At 40.0% G+C, this 17,717-nt stretch carries 13 protein-coding genes; 2 read left to right on the top strand and 11 right to left on the bottom strand.

Features of this window, described 5'->3' with window-relative positions; all coding sequences use genetic code 11:
• The first annotated feature begins 133 nt into the window (after positions 1-133).
• Positions 134-619: a hypothetical protein gene (locus JQC92_RS03265; protein ID WP_204998307.1), complete on the top strand. Its 486-nt coding sequence runs from the start codon at positions 134-136 to the stop codon at positions 617-619.
• Here JQC92_RS03265 and JQC92_RS23030 read toward each other — a convergent pair.
• From JQC92_RS23030 to glyQ, 3 genes are all read right to left on the bottom strand, one after another.
• On the bottom strand, positions 612-1,487 hold the full coding sequence (locus JQC92_RS23030) for an opioid growth factor receptor-related protein (RefSeq protein ID WP_204998308.1): 876 nt from the start codon (positions 1,485-1,487) through the stop codon (positions 612-614). The two genes, JQC92_RS03265 and JQC92_RS23030, sit on opposite strands and share 8 nt — an antisense overlap.
• Before the next feature lie 299 nt (positions 1,488-1,786).
• A complete protein-coding gene (gene glyS, locus JQC92_RS03275; RefSeq protein WP_204998309.1) occupies positions 1,787-3,856 on the bottom strand; it encodes a glycine--tRNA ligase subunit beta in 2,070 nt (689 codons plus the stop codon).
• A 12-nt stretch (positions 3,857-3,868) separates the two neighbouring features.
• A complete protein-coding gene (gene glyQ / locus JQC92_RS03280; RefSeq protein ID WP_129945278.1) occupies positions 3,869-4,810 on the bottom strand; it encodes a glycine--tRNA ligase subunit alpha in 942 nt (313 codons plus the stop codon).
• A gap of 281 nt (positions 4,811-5,091) precedes the next feature.
• Between glyQ and JQC92_RS03285 the strand changes: the two genes are divergently transcribed.
• Positions 5,092-5,661 (top strand): DNA-3-methyladenine glycosylase I, encoded by a 570-nt coding sequence (locus JQC92_RS03285; RefSeq protein ID WP_204998310.1) that lies wholly within the window; start codon positions 5,092-5,094, stop codon positions 5,659-5,661.
• Positions 5,662-5,942: 281 nt separating this feature from the next.
• Here JQC92_RS03285 and JQC92_RS03290 read toward each other — a convergent pair whose 3' ends face one another.
• From JQC92_RS03290 to fadB, 8 genes are all read right to left on the bottom strand, one after another.
• Positions 5,943-6,266, bottom strand: a complete 324-nt coding sequence (locus JQC92_RS03290) for a hypothetical protein (protein WP_204998311.1) — start codon at positions 6,264-6,266, stop codon at positions 5,943-5,945.
• A gap of 291 nt (positions 6,267-6,557) precedes the next feature.
• A complete protein-coding gene (locus JQC92_RS03295) occupies positions 6,558-6,977 on the bottom strand; it encodes a hypothetical protein (protein WP_204998312.1) in 420 nt (139 codons plus the stop codon).
• 47 nt (positions 6,978-7,024) lie between these two features.
• On the bottom strand, positions 7,025-7,219 hold the full coding sequence (locus JQC92_RS03300) for a hypothetical protein (RefSeq protein WP_204998313.1): 195 nt from the start codon (positions 7,217-7,219) through the stop codon (positions 7,025-7,027).
• A 118-nt stretch (positions 7,220-7,337) separates the two neighbouring features.
• Positions 7,338-10,508: an amidohydrolase family protein gene (locus tag JQC92_RS03305; protein WP_204998314.1), complete on the bottom strand. Its 3,171-nt coding sequence runs from the start codon at positions 10,506-10,508 to the stop codon at positions 7,338-7,340.
• Positions 10,509-10,842: 334 nt separating this feature from the next.
• A complete protein-coding gene (tusA, locus tag JQC92_RS03310; RefSeq protein WP_204998315.1) occupies positions 10,843-11,094 on the bottom strand; it encodes a sulfurtransferase TusA in 252 nt (83 codons plus the stop codon).
• 95 nt (positions 11,095-11,189) lie between these two features.
• On the bottom strand, positions 11,190-13,955 hold the full coding sequence (locus tag JQC92_RS03315) for a ubiquitin carboxyl-terminal hydrolase (RefSeq protein ID WP_204998316.1): 2,766 nt from the start codon (positions 13,953-13,955) through the stop codon (positions 11,190-11,192).
• 179 nt (positions 13,956-14,134) lie between these two features.
• A complete protein-coding gene (gene fadA / locus JQC92_RS03320; RefSeq protein WP_204998317.1) occupies positions 14,135-15,298 on the bottom strand; it encodes an acetyl-CoA C-acyltransferase FadA in 1,164 nt (387 codons plus the stop codon).
• An 18-nt stretch (positions 15,299-15,316) separates the two neighbouring features.
• Positions 15,317-17,464, bottom strand: coding sequence for a fatty acid oxidation complex subunit alpha FadB (fadB, locus tag JQC92_RS03325; protein WP_204998318.1), 2,148 nt, complete (start codon positions 17,462-17,464; stop codon positions 15,317-15,319).
• Positions 17,465-17,717 lie beyond the last annotated feature (253 nt).

Here is a 17,717-nt window from a genome sequence, read left to right on the forward strand (position 1 = left end):
GGTGTTTTGTTTAGAATCGCCATTTTATTTTGATAGTTGTCTTGGTCGACTTATTATCTCAAAAATAAAGCTTTTCTCCTCAGATTTATCCTCTTAATTTGTTACCCAAGTTTGATGGGTTCCAAAAAGTAATATGGATAAACAACTTCAATGTTTGACTGCAACTGAAATAAATGAACAAGCTAAGTTAGATATCGTTCGATTGAATATACAAATGGTCGATGGAGCATCAATTGTGAGTTATGTACCAGAAGCAGAGGACTCTTCTACAGATATTTTTTCGAAAATAGCTCATTTGTGTAATACCGAATCGCAGACACAAAAATTGCTTTTAGTATGCACTCAACGATTATTAACCCAAATCAATGATGCAGTAAGTGGTTTTTCAGCTTTGGGGCAGGCCAACGATGCCTCTAAAAGTGAAATGTTGAAAATAATTAAAACCAGTAATGGTAACCTTTTTTGCCGATGGCAATTAAATTACACTATGTCTGAAGAGTTAATGAAAGATTACGGAAGTGAAGAAGGCATAGAGAAAAGCTTTGGCATTGAATCATTATTTTTTATTACAGATAGTGATTGGTTTTGTTTAGCATGTAATAAAAACCTGCTTAAGTGAATACTAATGGCATCACATCATTCTTACGGACTAACCCATTCCAAATTTGAAGGTTGCGTTCTTTAACCACCCCCTTTCCATTTGTTGTTATACACAATTTCAATGAGTCTGCGCATTCACCAAAGCCACTATTATATAAAAAGATAAGAATACGACTCAAGCGCTTATGGTTGTGATCATCTTTTTTAAGCCACTTACTTTTTGCTTGTTGAGCGTTGCTTGTATCCATGTGGATGTCATTTCCATTTCGTACAAGACCATAAAATTTTAACATTATATCCACGTTTTTTCTTATTTCAGTCTGAATTGTAGCATCTACATGAATAGCTTCCTGCATTAACTCAGTATATAAAGGTGCTTTACGGTTAATAGGGCTTGGCTTTGGGTTAGGAAATAACACCTGAATAAAGTTATGATCATTCTCGAGCTCAATGAAATTCATTTGTGAAAATTTATTAAGTGTAATGGCTGAACCTGGAACAGGGTGCTCGGGAGTTGTCATAAATCGCAGCCAATGCCAAGACATGTCTATTTCAGCTAATGGACTTCTAAATGTTGCATTGGTTACATGAGTAACTAAGGGTAAGTCATCATTCAATAAAGGGCGTTGTTCATCTGCTTGGTTTGGTTGTGAGTTACTCAATGTATATCCGCTTGCCCATGATATGTGTTCTTTAATAGATAATGGTTCTGCCCCTTCTAAAAAAACTTTAAAATCATACTGTTGTTCATTTTTTTCGCAAAAAACTCTATTTTTATATCCATCACCCAAGCAAGCTCTAAACCGAGCAAAATAATAATAAGCTTCTTGTGCCGTTTTAGAATGAACCATGCCGTAATAAGCTTTGGTGGCATCGGCTTTATCCACTCTGAAAAACCAATTACGCATGCGTCTAAATACATTAGTTTGGCGTTGTAATTCTTGAGCCGATGTTGTTTTGTTATTGAGCTTTTCGAGTTCTGATCTGGTATAGCCAAAATTAACTAAAGAACAACATCTACTTGAAATGATTAGATCATTAATGGGCATAATTACTACCAGATTATTTATTAATGACTTTTAAAATAACACGATGTGAATATAGGTAGATGTAGATTAAAAAAACTTAATCTTTGACAATAAAAAAGGGCTTATTAAAAGCCCTCTTAAATAATGGAAAAATTGATTTACTGAAGCAGTGAAATATCGGCGACATGCAAGAATTGCTGGCGAAGGCGGTTGAGCAAAGCCAAACGGTTCGCTTTAAGTGCATCATCGTCGGCCATCACCATCACATCTTCAAAGAACTGATCAACAGTATTGCGTAAACCTGCCAATAAGTTCAGTGCTTGCGCATAATCACCTGTGGCAAAAAATGGTGCCAATTGCGGTTCAAGTGCAAGCAGTTGCTCAGCTAACGCTTTTTCTGCATCTTGTTGTAGCAAAGCATGGCTGATGTCATTACTTACTTCACATTCAACTTTAGCGAGAATATTCGACACACGCTTATTCGCTGCGGCGAGTGCTGCGGCTTCTTCACGGTTTCTAAATTCGGTAACCGCAGTAATTCGGTCATCAAAATCAGCTGGGCGAGTAGGGTTACGTGCTAATACGGCAAGAATCGTATCAACGGCAACACCTTTATCTAGATACCAGCTGCGGAATCGACCCATTAAGAACTGCAATACATCGTCAGTGGTGTTGTCATTACTGACACTAGCACCATGCAATTGCTGTGCTTTAGCAATCAAATCAACCAAATCTAGCGGCAGCTTATTTTCAACGATAATACGTAAAATACCAATGGCGGCACGACGAAGTGCAAATGGATCAGCTGCGCCTTTTGGTGCTTGGCCAATACCAAAAATACCCACCAAAGTATCGAACTTTTCAGCCAGTGCTACAGCGCATGATACATGAGATTCTGGTACTCGATCGCCAGAGAACTTAGGTAAATATTGTTCAGAAATCGCAACGGCTACATTTTCTGTTTCACCATCAAGACGCGCATAATGCATGCCCATGGTGCCTTGAGTGTCGGTAAATTCCATGACCATTTCGGTCATCAAATCTGCTTTTGAAAGTAAACCTGCACGCGCCGCATCTTTTGCGTCAGCGTTTAAACTTTCAGCAATGTAAGCGGCCATATCGCTAATGCGATTAGCTCGGTCTTTTAAGCTACCCAGTTGCTTTTGAAATACCACACTTTGTAAACTTTCCAAGCGCGCTTCTAAGGTTTTCTTCTTATCGGTATTAAAGAAGAATTCCGCATCAGCAAGGCGAGGGCGGATCACTTTTTCGTTACCAGAAATGATTTGCTGTGGATCTTTAGACTCAATGTTAGTCACAAAGATGAAGTTTGGTAACAGCTCACCTTGTTGATCAAATACTGGGAAGTATTTTTGATCGCCTTTCATGGTGTAAACCAACGCTTCTGATGGTACGTTTAAAAAATCATTTTCAAACTTAGCTGTTAGCACCACTGGCCATTCAACCAATGAAGCCACTTCTTCAAGCAGTTCATCTTTTAAGTCTGCGATACCGTTTAATTCTGCGGCCGCTTTTTCAGCGTCGCTTTTAATGATGGCTTTACGACGTTCAAAGTCAGCCATTACTTTGCCGTCATTCTCAAGCTGAGCCAGATAATCGTCGGCATGTTGTAATTCAAACTCGCTTTGTCCCATAAAGCGGTGGCCACGAATAATTCGTGCAGACTGAATGCCTAATACCGTACCTTCAATCAACTCACTGCCTAACAACATGGTAACGGTATGCACAGGACGGATAAACTGAGTCGTGTTACTGCCCCAACGCATTGGTTTTGGAATAGGTAATTTGTCGAGTGCCTTTTGGGTTATGTCAGCAATCAAGGTGCTGGTGGCTTTACCTTCAACTTTCGCTTTGTGTAATAGCCATTCGCCTTTATCGGTTTTTAAACGCTCTGCGTCATTAACATCAATACCGTTACCACGAGCCCAACCCAATGCCGCTTTGGTTGGATTACCGTCAGCATCAAATGCACCAGCAATGGCAGGGCCACGTTTTTCAACAATTTTATCTTGTTGTGCTGTTGCGACATCTTGAATGCTTAATGCTAAACGACGAGGTGCGGCGTACCATTTTGCCTGCGCAAAAGGCAGTTCAGCTTTGGTCAATGCATCCGTTACATTCGCTAAAAACGATTCCGCTAATGTTCGCAGTGCTTTTGGTGGCAATTCTTCAGTACCAATTTCAATAAGTAAGTTTTCAGTTGTCATGTGTAATTCTCCTTACTTATCAGTATTGTTATTGGATGCGGCATTAACCGTTTCACACATTGGGAAGCCTAATGCTTCTCGTGCGGCATAATAAGCTTCGGCCACACCTTTAGACATGGCACGAACGCGTAAAATATAACGTTGCCTTTCGGTAACAGAAATTGCATGGCGGGCATCTAATAAATTAAATGCATGAGAGGCTTTCATCACTTGCTCATAAGCTGGCAATGGTAATGGTTTTTCAAGGCTCAATAACTTCTGACACATGGCCTCACATTTATCGAACGTTTCAAATAAGAAGTCCACATCAGCGTGATCAAAGTTATACTCAGATTGTTCAACTTCATTCTGATGGAACACATCACCGTAAGTGATTTTTCCCATAGGACCGTCAGTCCAAACCAGATCATAGACGCTATCTACACCTTGTATATACATGGCTAGACGTTCTAGTCCGTAAGTGATTTCCCCCGTGACTGGCTTGCATTCTAGGCCACCGACTTGTTGGAAATAAGTGAACTGACTCACTTCCATACCGTTCATCCAGATCTCCCAACCTAGGCCCCAAGCACCCAATGTTGGCGATTCCCAGTTGTCTTCAACAAAGCGAATATCATGCACTTCTGGGTCAACACCTAAGGCTTTTAATGAACCTAAATACAGTTCTTGGATATTATCTGGTGATGGCTTTAGAACCACTTGGAATTGATAATAATGTTGCAGGCGGTTCGGGTTTTCACCATAACGGCCATCAGTTGGACGGCGAGATGGTTGCACATAAGCACTGCTCATTGGCTCTGGACCAATGGAACGTAAAAAGGTCATCGGATGGAAGGTGCCGGCGCCCACTTCCATATCGAGGGGTTGGATAACAGCGCAACCTTGCTGCGCCCAATATTCTTGCAGAGTTAAAATAAAACCCTGGAAAGTCTTTATGTCGTGTTTGCTGGTCATACCGTCTGCTACTTCAGGTGTTGAACGTTAATCGGGAATCTGTAAACCTTGTTTGTCATTTCTGCGTAGGCAAAAATCTTGCGACTTTTATATAAAATGAAAAGACACTGGACACCAGCCTATGCAGGTGTGACGCTAAAGCTTAATCTTGCTGGTATTATCTCGCTGATATTACTCTGAACAATGATTTTTACAGACAATTGAAAAAGATTATACCTTGTCATTACAGGCTTATGTAGGTTATTTTCTAGCTTTTGTAGGCGCTTATACGGAAATTTGATATGGAACTAAAACGATGTGGCTGGGTAAGTAATGACCCTTTATATCAGCAATATCACGATACAGTATGGGGGCGACCGGTGTATGATCCGCTAGAACTGTTTGCCAAGCTTTGTTTAGATGGCCAACAAGCTGGTTTATCTTGGATCACCATTTTAAAAAAACAGCAGAACTATTATGACGCATTTGCTGATTTTATCCCTGAAGATATTGCGCAATTTGATGAGCAGAAAGTGGAAGCTTTAATGCAAAATACCGGCATTGTGCGTAATCGTTTAAAAGTGAACTCCATCATTCGTAATGCAAAAGGGTATTTGACGTTCACACAAGAGGGTGGCAACTTTTCTGAGTTTCTCTGGGGCTTTGTCGGGGGGAAACCCATAATCAATCACATTGAGACCCCAGACGATATTCCAACCCAAACACCAGAGTCTGAAGCCATGTCTAAGGCGCTTAAGAAGCTCGGGTTTAATTTTGTTGGCCCAACCATTTGTTATGCGTTTATGCAAGCTGTGGGGATGGTGGATGATCATTTGGTGAGTTGTCATTGTAGGACTGGGAATTCCAACTAGTGTTGGTTTTAAAGCAAAACTTCTTCGAAGTTTATAACGTCGTGGGCTTTCTGCCCACACCCGACCAAGAAAGGAGTCAACAGCAACTCCTCTCTTGGATCTCTCCGTGCCGCCCTACAAAGTAAAACGTTATTTCCCTTATGAGTAAAGAATACCTAACATTTTCGATGGTACATCCTGTACCCCGAAAATTAGCGCCGCATCCATGCTGCGCTTACGATATTATTTATCAACGTGAAATAACTACTTTGAAAGGGGAATCAATTCTCGCTTCAAAGTAATTAGTTTGAATTCCTTTTTTCTGAATCAGTTTTAATATTTTTAGTTGCATTAGAAACTGCATTTATCATTTGAGTAACTTGTTCAACGGTTTTTGGTTCGAAGTTTGGTTGATGTATTTTTGTAAATGCACTATCACTATTCATATTCCAGTTTTCAAAGATTTCTTTCATATCTTTCTGGTTTACATCATTTCCGTAGACTTCGAGATAAAATTTACCAAAGCTAATTGCATGCATTCTATCACTTCTTTTTAGTGACTCATGTATATAAGCGTTTCCAATGTTATATGAGTGCTTTGCAAATGCTCCAAATAGGGAAACCACAATTAGCCCTTTTAACAGTAAAAAGGAAAAGAAGAACCAATCTATATTCTCTTTAGCTGCTGAGTTAAACTCAAAAGCACCATAGATTAGTGCCCCTAACGCAGAAACAATTGCTAATACTAATGAAATACTTCCTTTTTTGTTCCATTCCTCTGCCTTAGTCGAAAACGCCTCTTCTTTCTCTTCTAAAGTTGTAACTGCATTTTCTACAAACTCTGGAACTTTCTTTTCTATATTTTCTTGAATTTGTTTTTGATGTTCTTCTTCTAAGATTCGTATATTGTCTTTAAGTTATTGTTCTTTTTTAACAAGACCACGTTCTACATTTTTATATTTATTTTTTGCTTGATAGATTTCTTTCTCGGCTTCTGCAACCTCATGTCTTAAATGCTCTAACTCTTGAGAATATTGCTCCTCTCTTGCTCGTTGCCTTCGTTCAATTAAGCGTTCTCTATTCTCAAGTTCTTTTATTCTTGCTAGTGTTTGTTTTTCTATGGAGTTCTCAAATTCCTCAGATAGGTAAAATTTTGATTCACTTTCAATTTCAGATCCTTCCTCTGAAATTTCAAGCATCATTCTTCTCTGCTCATTTGGAAGTGTTTTTAGTATTCGATCTCTAAGTTCAGGGTTAGAACTTTTTAATAATCTGATAATTAGAGATTGATCGACGCTACCAATAATTTTCGATGTTAGTTTGGTATTTGCAAACATGAAAATCTTATTGATGGCTCTTTGAGGAAGGCTATTTAATATTTTAGTTATAATGCTTGAGAACTTAAATTTTGAACTACTTCAACAATACCTCTTTCTGTTAAATGACCGAATAAGGTTGAAAGCTCATTTTTATTACTACTAAAAATTAACTCATCTAGTTCCTCTGGTGATAACCATTTCCATATGTTTTCAAGGTCTTCTCTAGGTAAGTTACTAATCCTAGTTTTATTAATGTCCATTTATTTCTCGTGATTGTTACCATTTTTCGTATTGTAACAACATAAAAAATTTCAAGTCATAAAAAAGGATGTTTCACGTGAAACATCCTTTCAATTTCAAACCTTCAAACTTCAAACATTACATCTCAAAGTAAAACGGCTTACGCTTAGTCTTATCACCATTTAACTGGTTCATGGTTTCTGCATCAAACAGTTTACCGTTAACCATGGTGTGAGTGATTTTATCGGTTACTCGAATATCTTCAAGCGGGTTACCGTCAATCACGATTAAGTCAGCCAGTTTGCCTGCTTCGATGCTGCCGATTTGATGATCCATAGCGAAGGTTTTCGCTGGATTAATCGTTGCAGTCTTGAGTGCTTCAAGGTTGGTCATGCCGCCTTGTGCGAACATCCACATTTCCCAGTGAGCGCCTAAACCTTCACGTTGACCATGAGCACCGATATTGGCAACAATGCCTTCATCAGTTAGTTCTTTTGCGACTTTTGCCACATTGAAATGGTTGTAGTGGGCATCGGGCGCTTTAGTACGACGCATAGATCTTGGGTTTAAAATCTCGCTTGGTACGTATTGAGACAGGCGAGGGTGTTCCCAAACGTTAGTCTTATCATACCAATAATGCTCACCAGAAATACCACCGTAAGCAACCACTAACGTAGGTGTATAGGCAGTCTTAGATGCTTTCCAGAATTGTTTAACATCATTGTAGATGGATGCCACAGGCAGTGAATGTTCTAGGGTTGTATGTCCATCAACGACCATTGAAAGGTTATGTTGCAGTAGCGAACCACCTTCAGGTACCACCATCATTTCCAATTCACGTGCCGCAGCAATGACTTGTTGACGTTGATTACGACGAGGCTGGTTATAACTCTTAACTGAGAACGCACCCACTTTCTTTAAACGTTCTAAGTGGAACTTAGCATCTTCGAGTGAGTCAACGTGCGAGGTGTAACCCGGAGCATTCGCACCATATAGAATGGTACCCGTAGAGAAAATACGTGGGCCAACAATTTTGCCGGCTTTTTGTTGCTCACTGGCGGCGAAAATTTCAGTGGTATCATTTGATGGGTCGTGAATACTGGTGACACCCAGTGCAAGACCTGCGTACAAGTTCCAGTTTTGTTGTGGAATAATTTCATCTTCACCTTGGCTACCGTGAGCATGGGCATCAAAAATTCCCGGCATGATTGACTTGCCTTTGATATCGATAATTTCCGCTTTGCTAGGTATGTGAGTACTCGCATCGCCAACCGCTACAATATGATTATCTTTAACGATAACAACACCATTTTTAATGACTTTGTCACCGTCCATAGTAATGACTTGGCCACCCACAAAAGCAACGGTTCCACGTGGAACATCTGCTTTCTTAGTAAAACCAATATCCGTTATAGTAGGTTTTGAATCCTCAACGTCTTGGTAATCAGTATCAACTTTCGCTTGATACAGTTCAGGACCGAGTGTCCAATAAAGTTCATTGCCTTTTGCATTCCAACTGATGCTTTCACCCGCACGTGTACTTAATTTGGTAACAGGTAAATTTGAAGCACTTGGGCTGATGCGGACGGTTTCACCATTTTTAGCAAATGGCGTCACGAACACTTTGAAGCGTTCAGCAAAGGCGAGGTTGTTGCCGTCTGGTGATACGCGGAATTCCGTTGCATGCTCACTGGTGTAGTGGGTGCGCTTGTCATGGCCATCTAAACTTATGGATGCTAGCTCTGGTGTCTTACCAAAATCCATAAAATAGACTCGGTCACCGTTTGCACCAAATTGTGGTTGATAACCACTTGCTGTGATTTTTAGAGTTTTCTTACCTTTTATGTCGACTTTATATAATCCGGGTTCTTGCGACCATGTTTTTGGTGTGATGTAACCACCGCGCGCTTTACGATAAACGACGGTTTTACCATTCGGTGAAAAAGTGGGTTCGACGTATTTACCCGGTTCATTGGTCAATACTTTTGGTTTGCCGCCTTGCGCTGAAATGATACGTACGCGGCCTTGTTTGTCATCATTCCAAGTGGTGAATACAATACGCTTACCATCACGTGACCATTGCGGGAACAGTTCAGAGTAGTTGTCATTCAGGCGAGTTAGACGCTTTTGCTTGCCTGATTTCAAATCTTTCACGTAGAGCTTACCGAGTGCTTCAAACACGACCTTTTTACCGTTCGGTGACACTTGTGCCATACGCAGCATTTTTACGTCGAACTTATCTTTATCTAAGTTTTGCTGAAACTTAACAGCAGGTTGAATTTGACGTTGTGTTTTGACACTGAAAGGAATGTTGGCAACTTGCTTATCTTCAACGTTTAAGCGATTAATTTTACCGCCTGCCCAAAAAACGATGTCTTCACTGTCTGGTGTCCATGCCATGGTTGGGTAAACACCATGAATCGCCCACGTTTCTTGCATGTCGCGGTCAAGCTTGCCATACACTTTGGTTTTCTCACCAGACTTTAAATCTAAGACATATAATGAGGACTTGAAACCATCACGTTTGATGTAAGCCAGTTTGTTACCATCAGGACTTGGTGTTGGACGAATTGCACCACCAGTGCCTGAGATCATGACTTCGATGTCACCGGTTTGAGTGTCATAGCGTTTAATTTTGTAAATACCTTTCACTGAATCTTTTGAATAGTGGAAGGTTTTTCCTGGCGTTGCATCTTGGCTGAAATACACATACCGACCGTCTGGTGAATAGGCAGGCTCACCGAGATCTTTTTGTTCGTTCGGACGTTTAGTTAATTTTACGCCTTTACCACCTGCAACGTGATATAGCCAAACTTCACCCGCACCTAATGAACGACTACCTGTGAAATGTTTACGTGCCACTATATATTGCGAATCAGGACTCCATGCAGGGCTGTTGAGTAGGCGAAACGTTTCATCTGTCACTGGGCGTGGGTTGCTGCCATCAGCATCCATAACCCAAATGTTATCACCGCCATCTTGATCTGAGGTAAAGGCAATGTATTTACCATCAGGGCTATACACAGGTTGCATTTGCCACGCAATACCTTCAGCTAATGGTTTGGCTTCGCCGCCCTCTACAGGCATTTGATAAATATCACCCAATAAATCAAAGACGATGTGTTTACCATCAGGGCTTAAGGAAACATTCATCCACGTGCCTTGATTCACATTAATGTCTACGGTTTGTAGTGGTTGATTAGCGGGTTCATTGACAGACCACTTTTTGTCGTCATCTTTGGCATGGACAACATTGATGCTCAAGCTTAATGCGATAGCCGCATAAATGGGACTCAATTTGGATTTCATTAGGAATTCCTATTCTCATTATTTTTATACCATTCGTACCAATTAACGATGAGATACGTAGTGCACTTGTTTTGCCATTACTTCGTTGCAACTCCTCCCCATAGCTTTGGCTATGATTCGTCATCGCACCTTGCACCGACTTCACAATTGCACTCTAACCAACATAGTTAATTAGCGTGAATGGTATGAGTTATTAACCTAAAATCAGGTTTAAAATGTGCGCAACATATAGTGTGATATTTATCGCATAAATGCCGTTAACAAGAAAGGGGGGAACTGTTTCAAAAGGTGAATTTAACAGAGGCTTAGATTAGAAGGTGACGATTGAGCTAGATTATACATCCAGCCCTTTTTTGATTAAGTAGTGATAAGGCATACCATCAATTTCACTTGCGATTAAAGTGTGATCCATAAACTCACAAAAACTGGGAATATCACGAGTCGTTGCAGGATCATCTGCGATGATCAATAAAGTTTCACCATCAGCCATATGACGAACTTTTTTACGTACCATCATTACAGGTTCAGGACAACGTAAACCTAAGGCATCGAGTTGATGGTTGGCTAGTTCAAAAAGGTCGCTCATAGAGGTATTACTTATACTACTTAGATGAATTAGTTGTTTATTTTACTATCAGAAGAAATGAAATCCAAGTTGATGAAACAATTGTCAGAGTGAGATCATGTTTCACGTGGAACATCGTCTTGTTCATCTACCTTAATTAGTGAAAATAAATAACCAGATAACCCTTGTTGCTCAATAAATGCATCAAGTGAGATATTAGAATCATCTCCAACTACTTTTTGATAATCAGAATATGTTACAGCTATATCATCGTTAAAAAAAGTTGCGTTACCATCAGCATCGAACTTCAATGTTGTGTAATGACCCGATTTCACACTTGAGCCTGTATGGCATACTATAGAATCAACTCTATACTTAATGTGCGTAGGCGTCTCATCACCATCTAAATGTACAGGAACGTGAACAATCCCCTTATTACGGATGAGTTCAACCAAACAGTGTTGTCCTAAATCACCACTGGTTTCTTCATCATTTAAGGTAAATGTTGAGGTGGGTTTTATCGTATCCCCATCAGCTGTTCTAGCAAATAACTTTAGTTGAATCAACAGTCTTTGAGGAATTTGTTGAGTGTTAGATACCAAGTTAACTTGTTTACGTACTCGATATTGATCGAAAGTTACTTCCAAGGTTCTTTCAAACTGTTCTTTTGGAAGTGAAAATATCGCTTTATTTAGTTCTTCTTCTGATAATTCTGATAATGCTTGAGGTAATTTAATATACGGAACATCATTTAGATATAAACACTCACTACGAGCAGCTAAGGCCTTGATAGGGTTTAAAATTTTTGCATCAGAATAGGATAGTTCTTCTTCTGTAACAAACTGTTGAATAATGGTTTCAAGACTTGGGGACGTAGATTTGTTATCTATAGAAATAAAATGAGAAGCACTCATTGTGTTGCATTCATGCTTACTCAGTTTTTGCTCAGAAGCTTTGTTTACAACATGGTAATACTCTGAGGTATTCAAAAAACGTTCTTCTTGTTTAAGAATTCCCATTAAGTCAAATACATCACTGATAAATTCTTGAGGATCATGTTGATCAATGGTCGCATATTTTAATTCTGTGGGTAAATCTAACATTAGATTTGTAAGATTAGCTTGAGGGAAAAGCAACGTTAATGACGTATAACGATAAAGGTGTTTTGCAAGTTCGTAATAAGCGTCTAAAAAATTTACCTGAAGTTGCACCGGTATTTGTGTTTTGTGTTGATTATCATTGATATGACTTATCAAATTACATGTTGCTTCATTAAAAGCTAGCCACTTCGATACTTCTAAATGTATAGGTTTGTCTTCGGAAGGTGCTTTATAAATAAATTCTTGAGAGTTTATTTCTTCTATTGGTATTTTTGAAAGCTCGATTGCAATTGTTGTTATGATCTCTGAGCGACTCAAATCAGTGGTAACGGAAAATAAATGTTCACCTATTTGAAAAGTAAGTGAAGGTGCTTCAAAGTTAATTGGAATAGATTCTATAGCTTTCTCGAGTAAAATTTCTAAAGAAATACTAGGAACAGTATGTGGGGAACGTACTTTCGTCAGTGTATCTGATTGATCTAAAGTTGTCGCCATCATTTGAAAAGCAGCATTCATAAAACAAGAGTTTGTCCAATTATGTAAGCCTATGCCTGCGGGCTCGACGCCCTCACATTCTTGTAATTTAATAGGTAGTGACGCTGAAGGAATTCTATTTTGTCGACTTGCTATTATTCCAAGTGATGATTTCGCAATCGCTTTGGTGCTAATTGATTCATCGAAAGAAGTGCCGTCTTCAAATTTAGTCGTAATGCATAATTCCTCACTAATATCGTCAGTGTAAATATTGTTGATTGAATCAAAGTGAGTAAAGTTATCCTCAAGAACATAATTGAAGTCAGCGTTGGTTAAACAGGGTTCATAGACTTGTATTGCTTTAAATAATTGTAGTTTTCCAATCAAACAATTTGTTAATTCACTAGCCTGTCTTCTTAATGAAGTGACTTTTGAAGTTCTCGAAAAAGTCATGTTGCCACTTTTATATGATTGGGCTCTTTCAGCGGCCTCTTTTCTATCTTTTTCGAGCAGGTTTTGGAATGGTGACTCGGGAAAACACTCAAAATATTCATCTTTATCCGCTACGAGTTTTGAAAGTTTTAATAAACTAAAGAGCTCTGATTCATGACTATCGAATTTTCTGTAGTGTTTTGTAGGTACTGAAAGGGTGTTTGTGGCATTAGTTTTCAGTTGAGCTTGAAAACCATCAATTATGATTCCTGTACCCGTTGATGAATCATCTGGCTTGTTTGAGGGTTTTAAATCATCAACGACTAATTCTGAGAGATATTCATTAGGAAGAAAGGAACCGGACTTTAAATGTGAAAACTCAAAGTGAGCTAGTGTTTCGCTCGCAGTTTCAAAGGAAAAGCCAACTTGAAAACCATCTTCCTGTTTTTTTATTTTAAATTGAAGCATTCCTTTAAAGATTGTAGACAGACTATGAATGGGGGCTTCTAGCTCATCAATGCTGTCACTTTCAATAATTTTATCGAAGTGCTCTGTTATGTCTTCGGAGCTGGAAAACATTTCTGCTTGTATCTTTAAAGCAATAAAACATTCTTTGAGAGATGCTGAACTTTGTGAGCCATACCAAGCATTTACTTTAGTACGACTATCGGACTCTTTTTGATGAGTGGGTGATAATTGTGTAGCATCGGACTCTTTTTGATGAGTGTGTGATAATTGTGTAGCAGTACGTGATTTCTTGATAGTTTCATCACTATTTAAGACACAAGATTGTTCATCTAACCCTTGGGGAACAGGATCAGAAGCGTGAGTTGGAGAACGATGTGACCCATCTATTCGAATGCTTTTGCTAGACATAATTAATAATTATTCAGTATTGTTTATATTAACTATAGCGATTAACAGCTTCGAATAGATTATCTCAACCTTATGTTTTAATTAAACTAATTTAATGGCAGATACTGAGAGTTGTAAGGTTTTGAAAATGATAAAAAGTTTTTTGAGGAAGGGCCACAGAAATAGCAGCCCATTTAGAATTAAACTCGCTCAAATATGGTTGCAATACCTTGGCCTAGGCCAATGCACATAGTCGCTAAACCATATTTAGCGTCTTTTTCTTCCATAATGTTGATCAAGGTGGTGGAGATACGAGAACCTGAACAACCCAGTGGATGACCTAAAGCGATTGCACCGCCGTTAAGGTTGACCTTTTCATCAACGATATCTGATAAACCTAAATCTTTCACACACGGCAAAGATTGGGCTGCAAAAGCTTCATTGAGTTCAACGACATCAATGTCATCCATGGTTAACTCTGCGCGTGCTAACGCTTTTTGGGTAGCAGGTACAGGTCCATAACCCATAATTGCAGGATCACAACCGGCAACAGCCATCGATTTGATTCGAGCTCGAATGGTAAGCCCGAGTTCTTTGGCTTTTTCTTCTTCCATTATCAACATGGCAGATGCACCGTCAGACATTGCGGAAGAGCTACCAGCGGTTACGGTACCGTTTGCTGGGTCAAAAGCGGGACGCAAAGAGGCAAGCGCTTCTAATGAAGCATCGCTGCGTATTACTTCATCATGAGTCACTTTAATGAGGGCACCATCAGCATCATGGCCTTCAATTGGATAAATCTCATTATCAAAGCGACCTTCGTCTGTTGCAGCCTGTGCGCGTTGATGTGATCGAAGTGCAAATTCATCTTGTTGCAGACGCGTAACACCATGCATGCGTCCGAGCATTTCAGCCGTTAATCCCATCATGCCTGAAGCTTTTGCTACGGTATGTCCTAAGCCTGGATGGAAGTCGACACCGTGCATCATTGGGACATGACCCATATGCTCAACGCCACCAACAATAAAAATATCGCCCATCCCGGTCATAATAGAACGAGTAGCCTGGTGAATTGCTTCCATAGAAGAACCACAAAGGCGGTTAAGCGTTACACCCGGCACGGTTTTTGGGAAACCAGCAAGCAATGCTGCGTTACGGGCGATATTAAAGTCTTGCTCTAATGTTTGCTTAACACAACCCCAAATAACATCTTCTACCATGTCTGGTTTTACTTGTGGGTTGCGCTCCATAAGACCTTTCATTAATAAGGCTGACAGGGTTTCCGAACGAACATTTCTGAATACTCCGCCTTTAGAACGACCCATGGGAGTACGAATACAATCGATGATTACAGCTTGTTTCATAATATTAGTCCTTTGTCGTTAGGCTGAGTAGTAGCGGCCATTGTCGGCAGCCAGTTTACGCATATTGTCAGTCACTTGATAAAGTGGGCCTAAGTGCGCAAACGAATCAGCAAGTTCAACAAACTTAGCGACGCCCATTGTATCGAGGTAACGGAACACTCCCCCTCTGAATGGCGGGAAGCCTAAGCCATATACCAAAGCCATGTCTGCTTCAGCAGCTGACGCAACAATATGTTCTTCAAGGCAACGAACGGTTTCAATCACCATTGGAATCATGCAACGAGCGATAATGTCATCAGCAGTGAATTCTTGAGTCGCCTTGCAGATGGTTGCGAGTAACTCATTAGCATGCACATCGACTGCTTTTTTAGGTTTACCTCGTTTATCCGGAGCATATTGGTAGAACCCTTTATTGTTCTTTTGTCCCCAGCGTTCATTGTCCAACATCAATTTTATGGCGTCTTTTTCTGGGAGTCCCATTCGTTCAGGGAAACCCTCCGCCATCAGCGCTTGAGCATGGTAGCCAGTATCTAAACCGACAACATCAAGTAAGTAGGCTGGACCCATCGGCCAACCAAATTGTTTTTCCATCACTTTGTCGACAACATGAAAATCAGCACCATCAAGTAATAGCTGATTGAAACCAGCAAAGTAAGGGAATAGAACTCGGTTTACAAAAAAACCAGGACAATCGTTGACAACAATAGGGGTTTTCCCCATTTTAAGAGCATAGGCTACAACCGATGAAATGGTTTGCTCAGAGGACTTCTGCCCACGAATTACTTCAACTAATGGCATGCGGTGCACAGGATTAAAAAAGTGCATGCCACAAAAACGTTCAGGGTGAGATAAATGACTGGCTAATGAGTCAATCGAGATGGTTGATGTGTTTGAAGCAATAATAGTGTCATCACTGGTATGCGCTTCAACTTCTTTTAATACGGTTGCTTTGACCTTAGGATTTTCTACTACGGCTTCAACAATAATATCAGCATGTGATATTGGTGTGTAATCAAGAGTCGGCGTAATATTGTTAAGCACTTTAGCCATTTTATCTGGTGTGGAACGTCCACGTTTAATTTGGCTATTTAACAGTTTAGAGGCTTCATTGAGACCAAGCTCGAGTGACGAAGAAGCAATGTCCTTCATAACAATCGGTGTGCCTTTACTGGCACTTTGGTAGGCAATCCCGCCCCCCATAATCCCTGCACCAAGTACCGCTGCGTGGTTAATGGCATTGGCTTGTTTAGCCAATTTTTTACCTTTACCTTTGACCAATTGGTCGTTCATGAAAATGCCGATAAGCGCAGTGGCTGCTTCGGTTTTAGCCAGTTTTACGAAAGCTTTATTTTCAACAGCAACAGCTTCATCACGGTTCAATAAATGCGCTTGCTCTATGACATTAACGGCCGCCATTGGTGCTGGATAATGTTTACCAGCAACTTGGAACACCATGGCTTTAGCTGTGGTAAAGGCCATTAACGATTCCATTTTTGGCAGCGGCATTGCTACTTGCTTTTGCTTACGTCGTTGTTGCCAGTTAAGCTTACCGTCAATGGCCTGCTTTAACATCGTCAAAGCCGCCTGTTCGAGTTGCTCAGGTGCAACAACGGCATCAATGGCACCGACTTTCATGGCTGCATCGGGGCCTTGTTCTTTGCCTGTGGTTATCCATTCTAAAGCGTTATCCGCACCAATGACTCTAGGTAGACGAACGGTACCACCAAAACCAGGGATTAACCCTAACTTAGTTTCGGGTAAGCCGATACGAGCATGGGTGTCAGCCACCCGTAAATCGGTAGCTAGAATGGCTTCACAACCCCCACCCAGTGCATAACCGTTGACTGCAGTGACCGTTGGAAATGGTACGTCTTCGAGTTGGTTAAAGACTAAATTTGTTTTGGCAATCCATTCAAGTAAAGTGTCTTCTGGCTCACTAAATAATCTTAAAAATTCAGTAATATCAGCACCAACAATAAATACACTTTTTGCTGATGTAACCAATAACCCTTTGGGTTTTGCAGCTACGGTTGCATCTAATGCCTCACTTAATGACATCAGTGTTTGTTGATCAAACTTGTTTACTGAGCCTTGGGAGTTAAAACAGAGATTAGCAATCTGATCATCAAGCATTTCGACTTGAATGACAGGACTTTGATAAATCATTATTCGTTTCCTTTTTTCAAAAGTCAGCTGTGGGGGTAATGGCGGTTTGTATAATTGTAGACCTTATGTGCTAATGCATAACTACGGCACCATAAAACAGTCAGTTTGCGAGGAATTCGAATAAAATACAACCATTAATTTAAACGGTTGTTTAAATTAAGTGCTGTTAGCTTAAACAGAGGTGAACAAAGATTAACCTTGAAACCTATTGAATGTATCTACAATTAGCGAGATTATTTAATTAATTATGAGG

The sequence above is a fragment of the Parashewanella hymeniacidonis genome (assembly GCF_016900895.1).
Taxonomy (GTDB): domain Bacteria; phylum Pseudomonadota; class Gammaproteobacteria; order Enterobacterales; family Shewanellaceae; genus Parashewanella; species Parashewanella hymeniacidonis.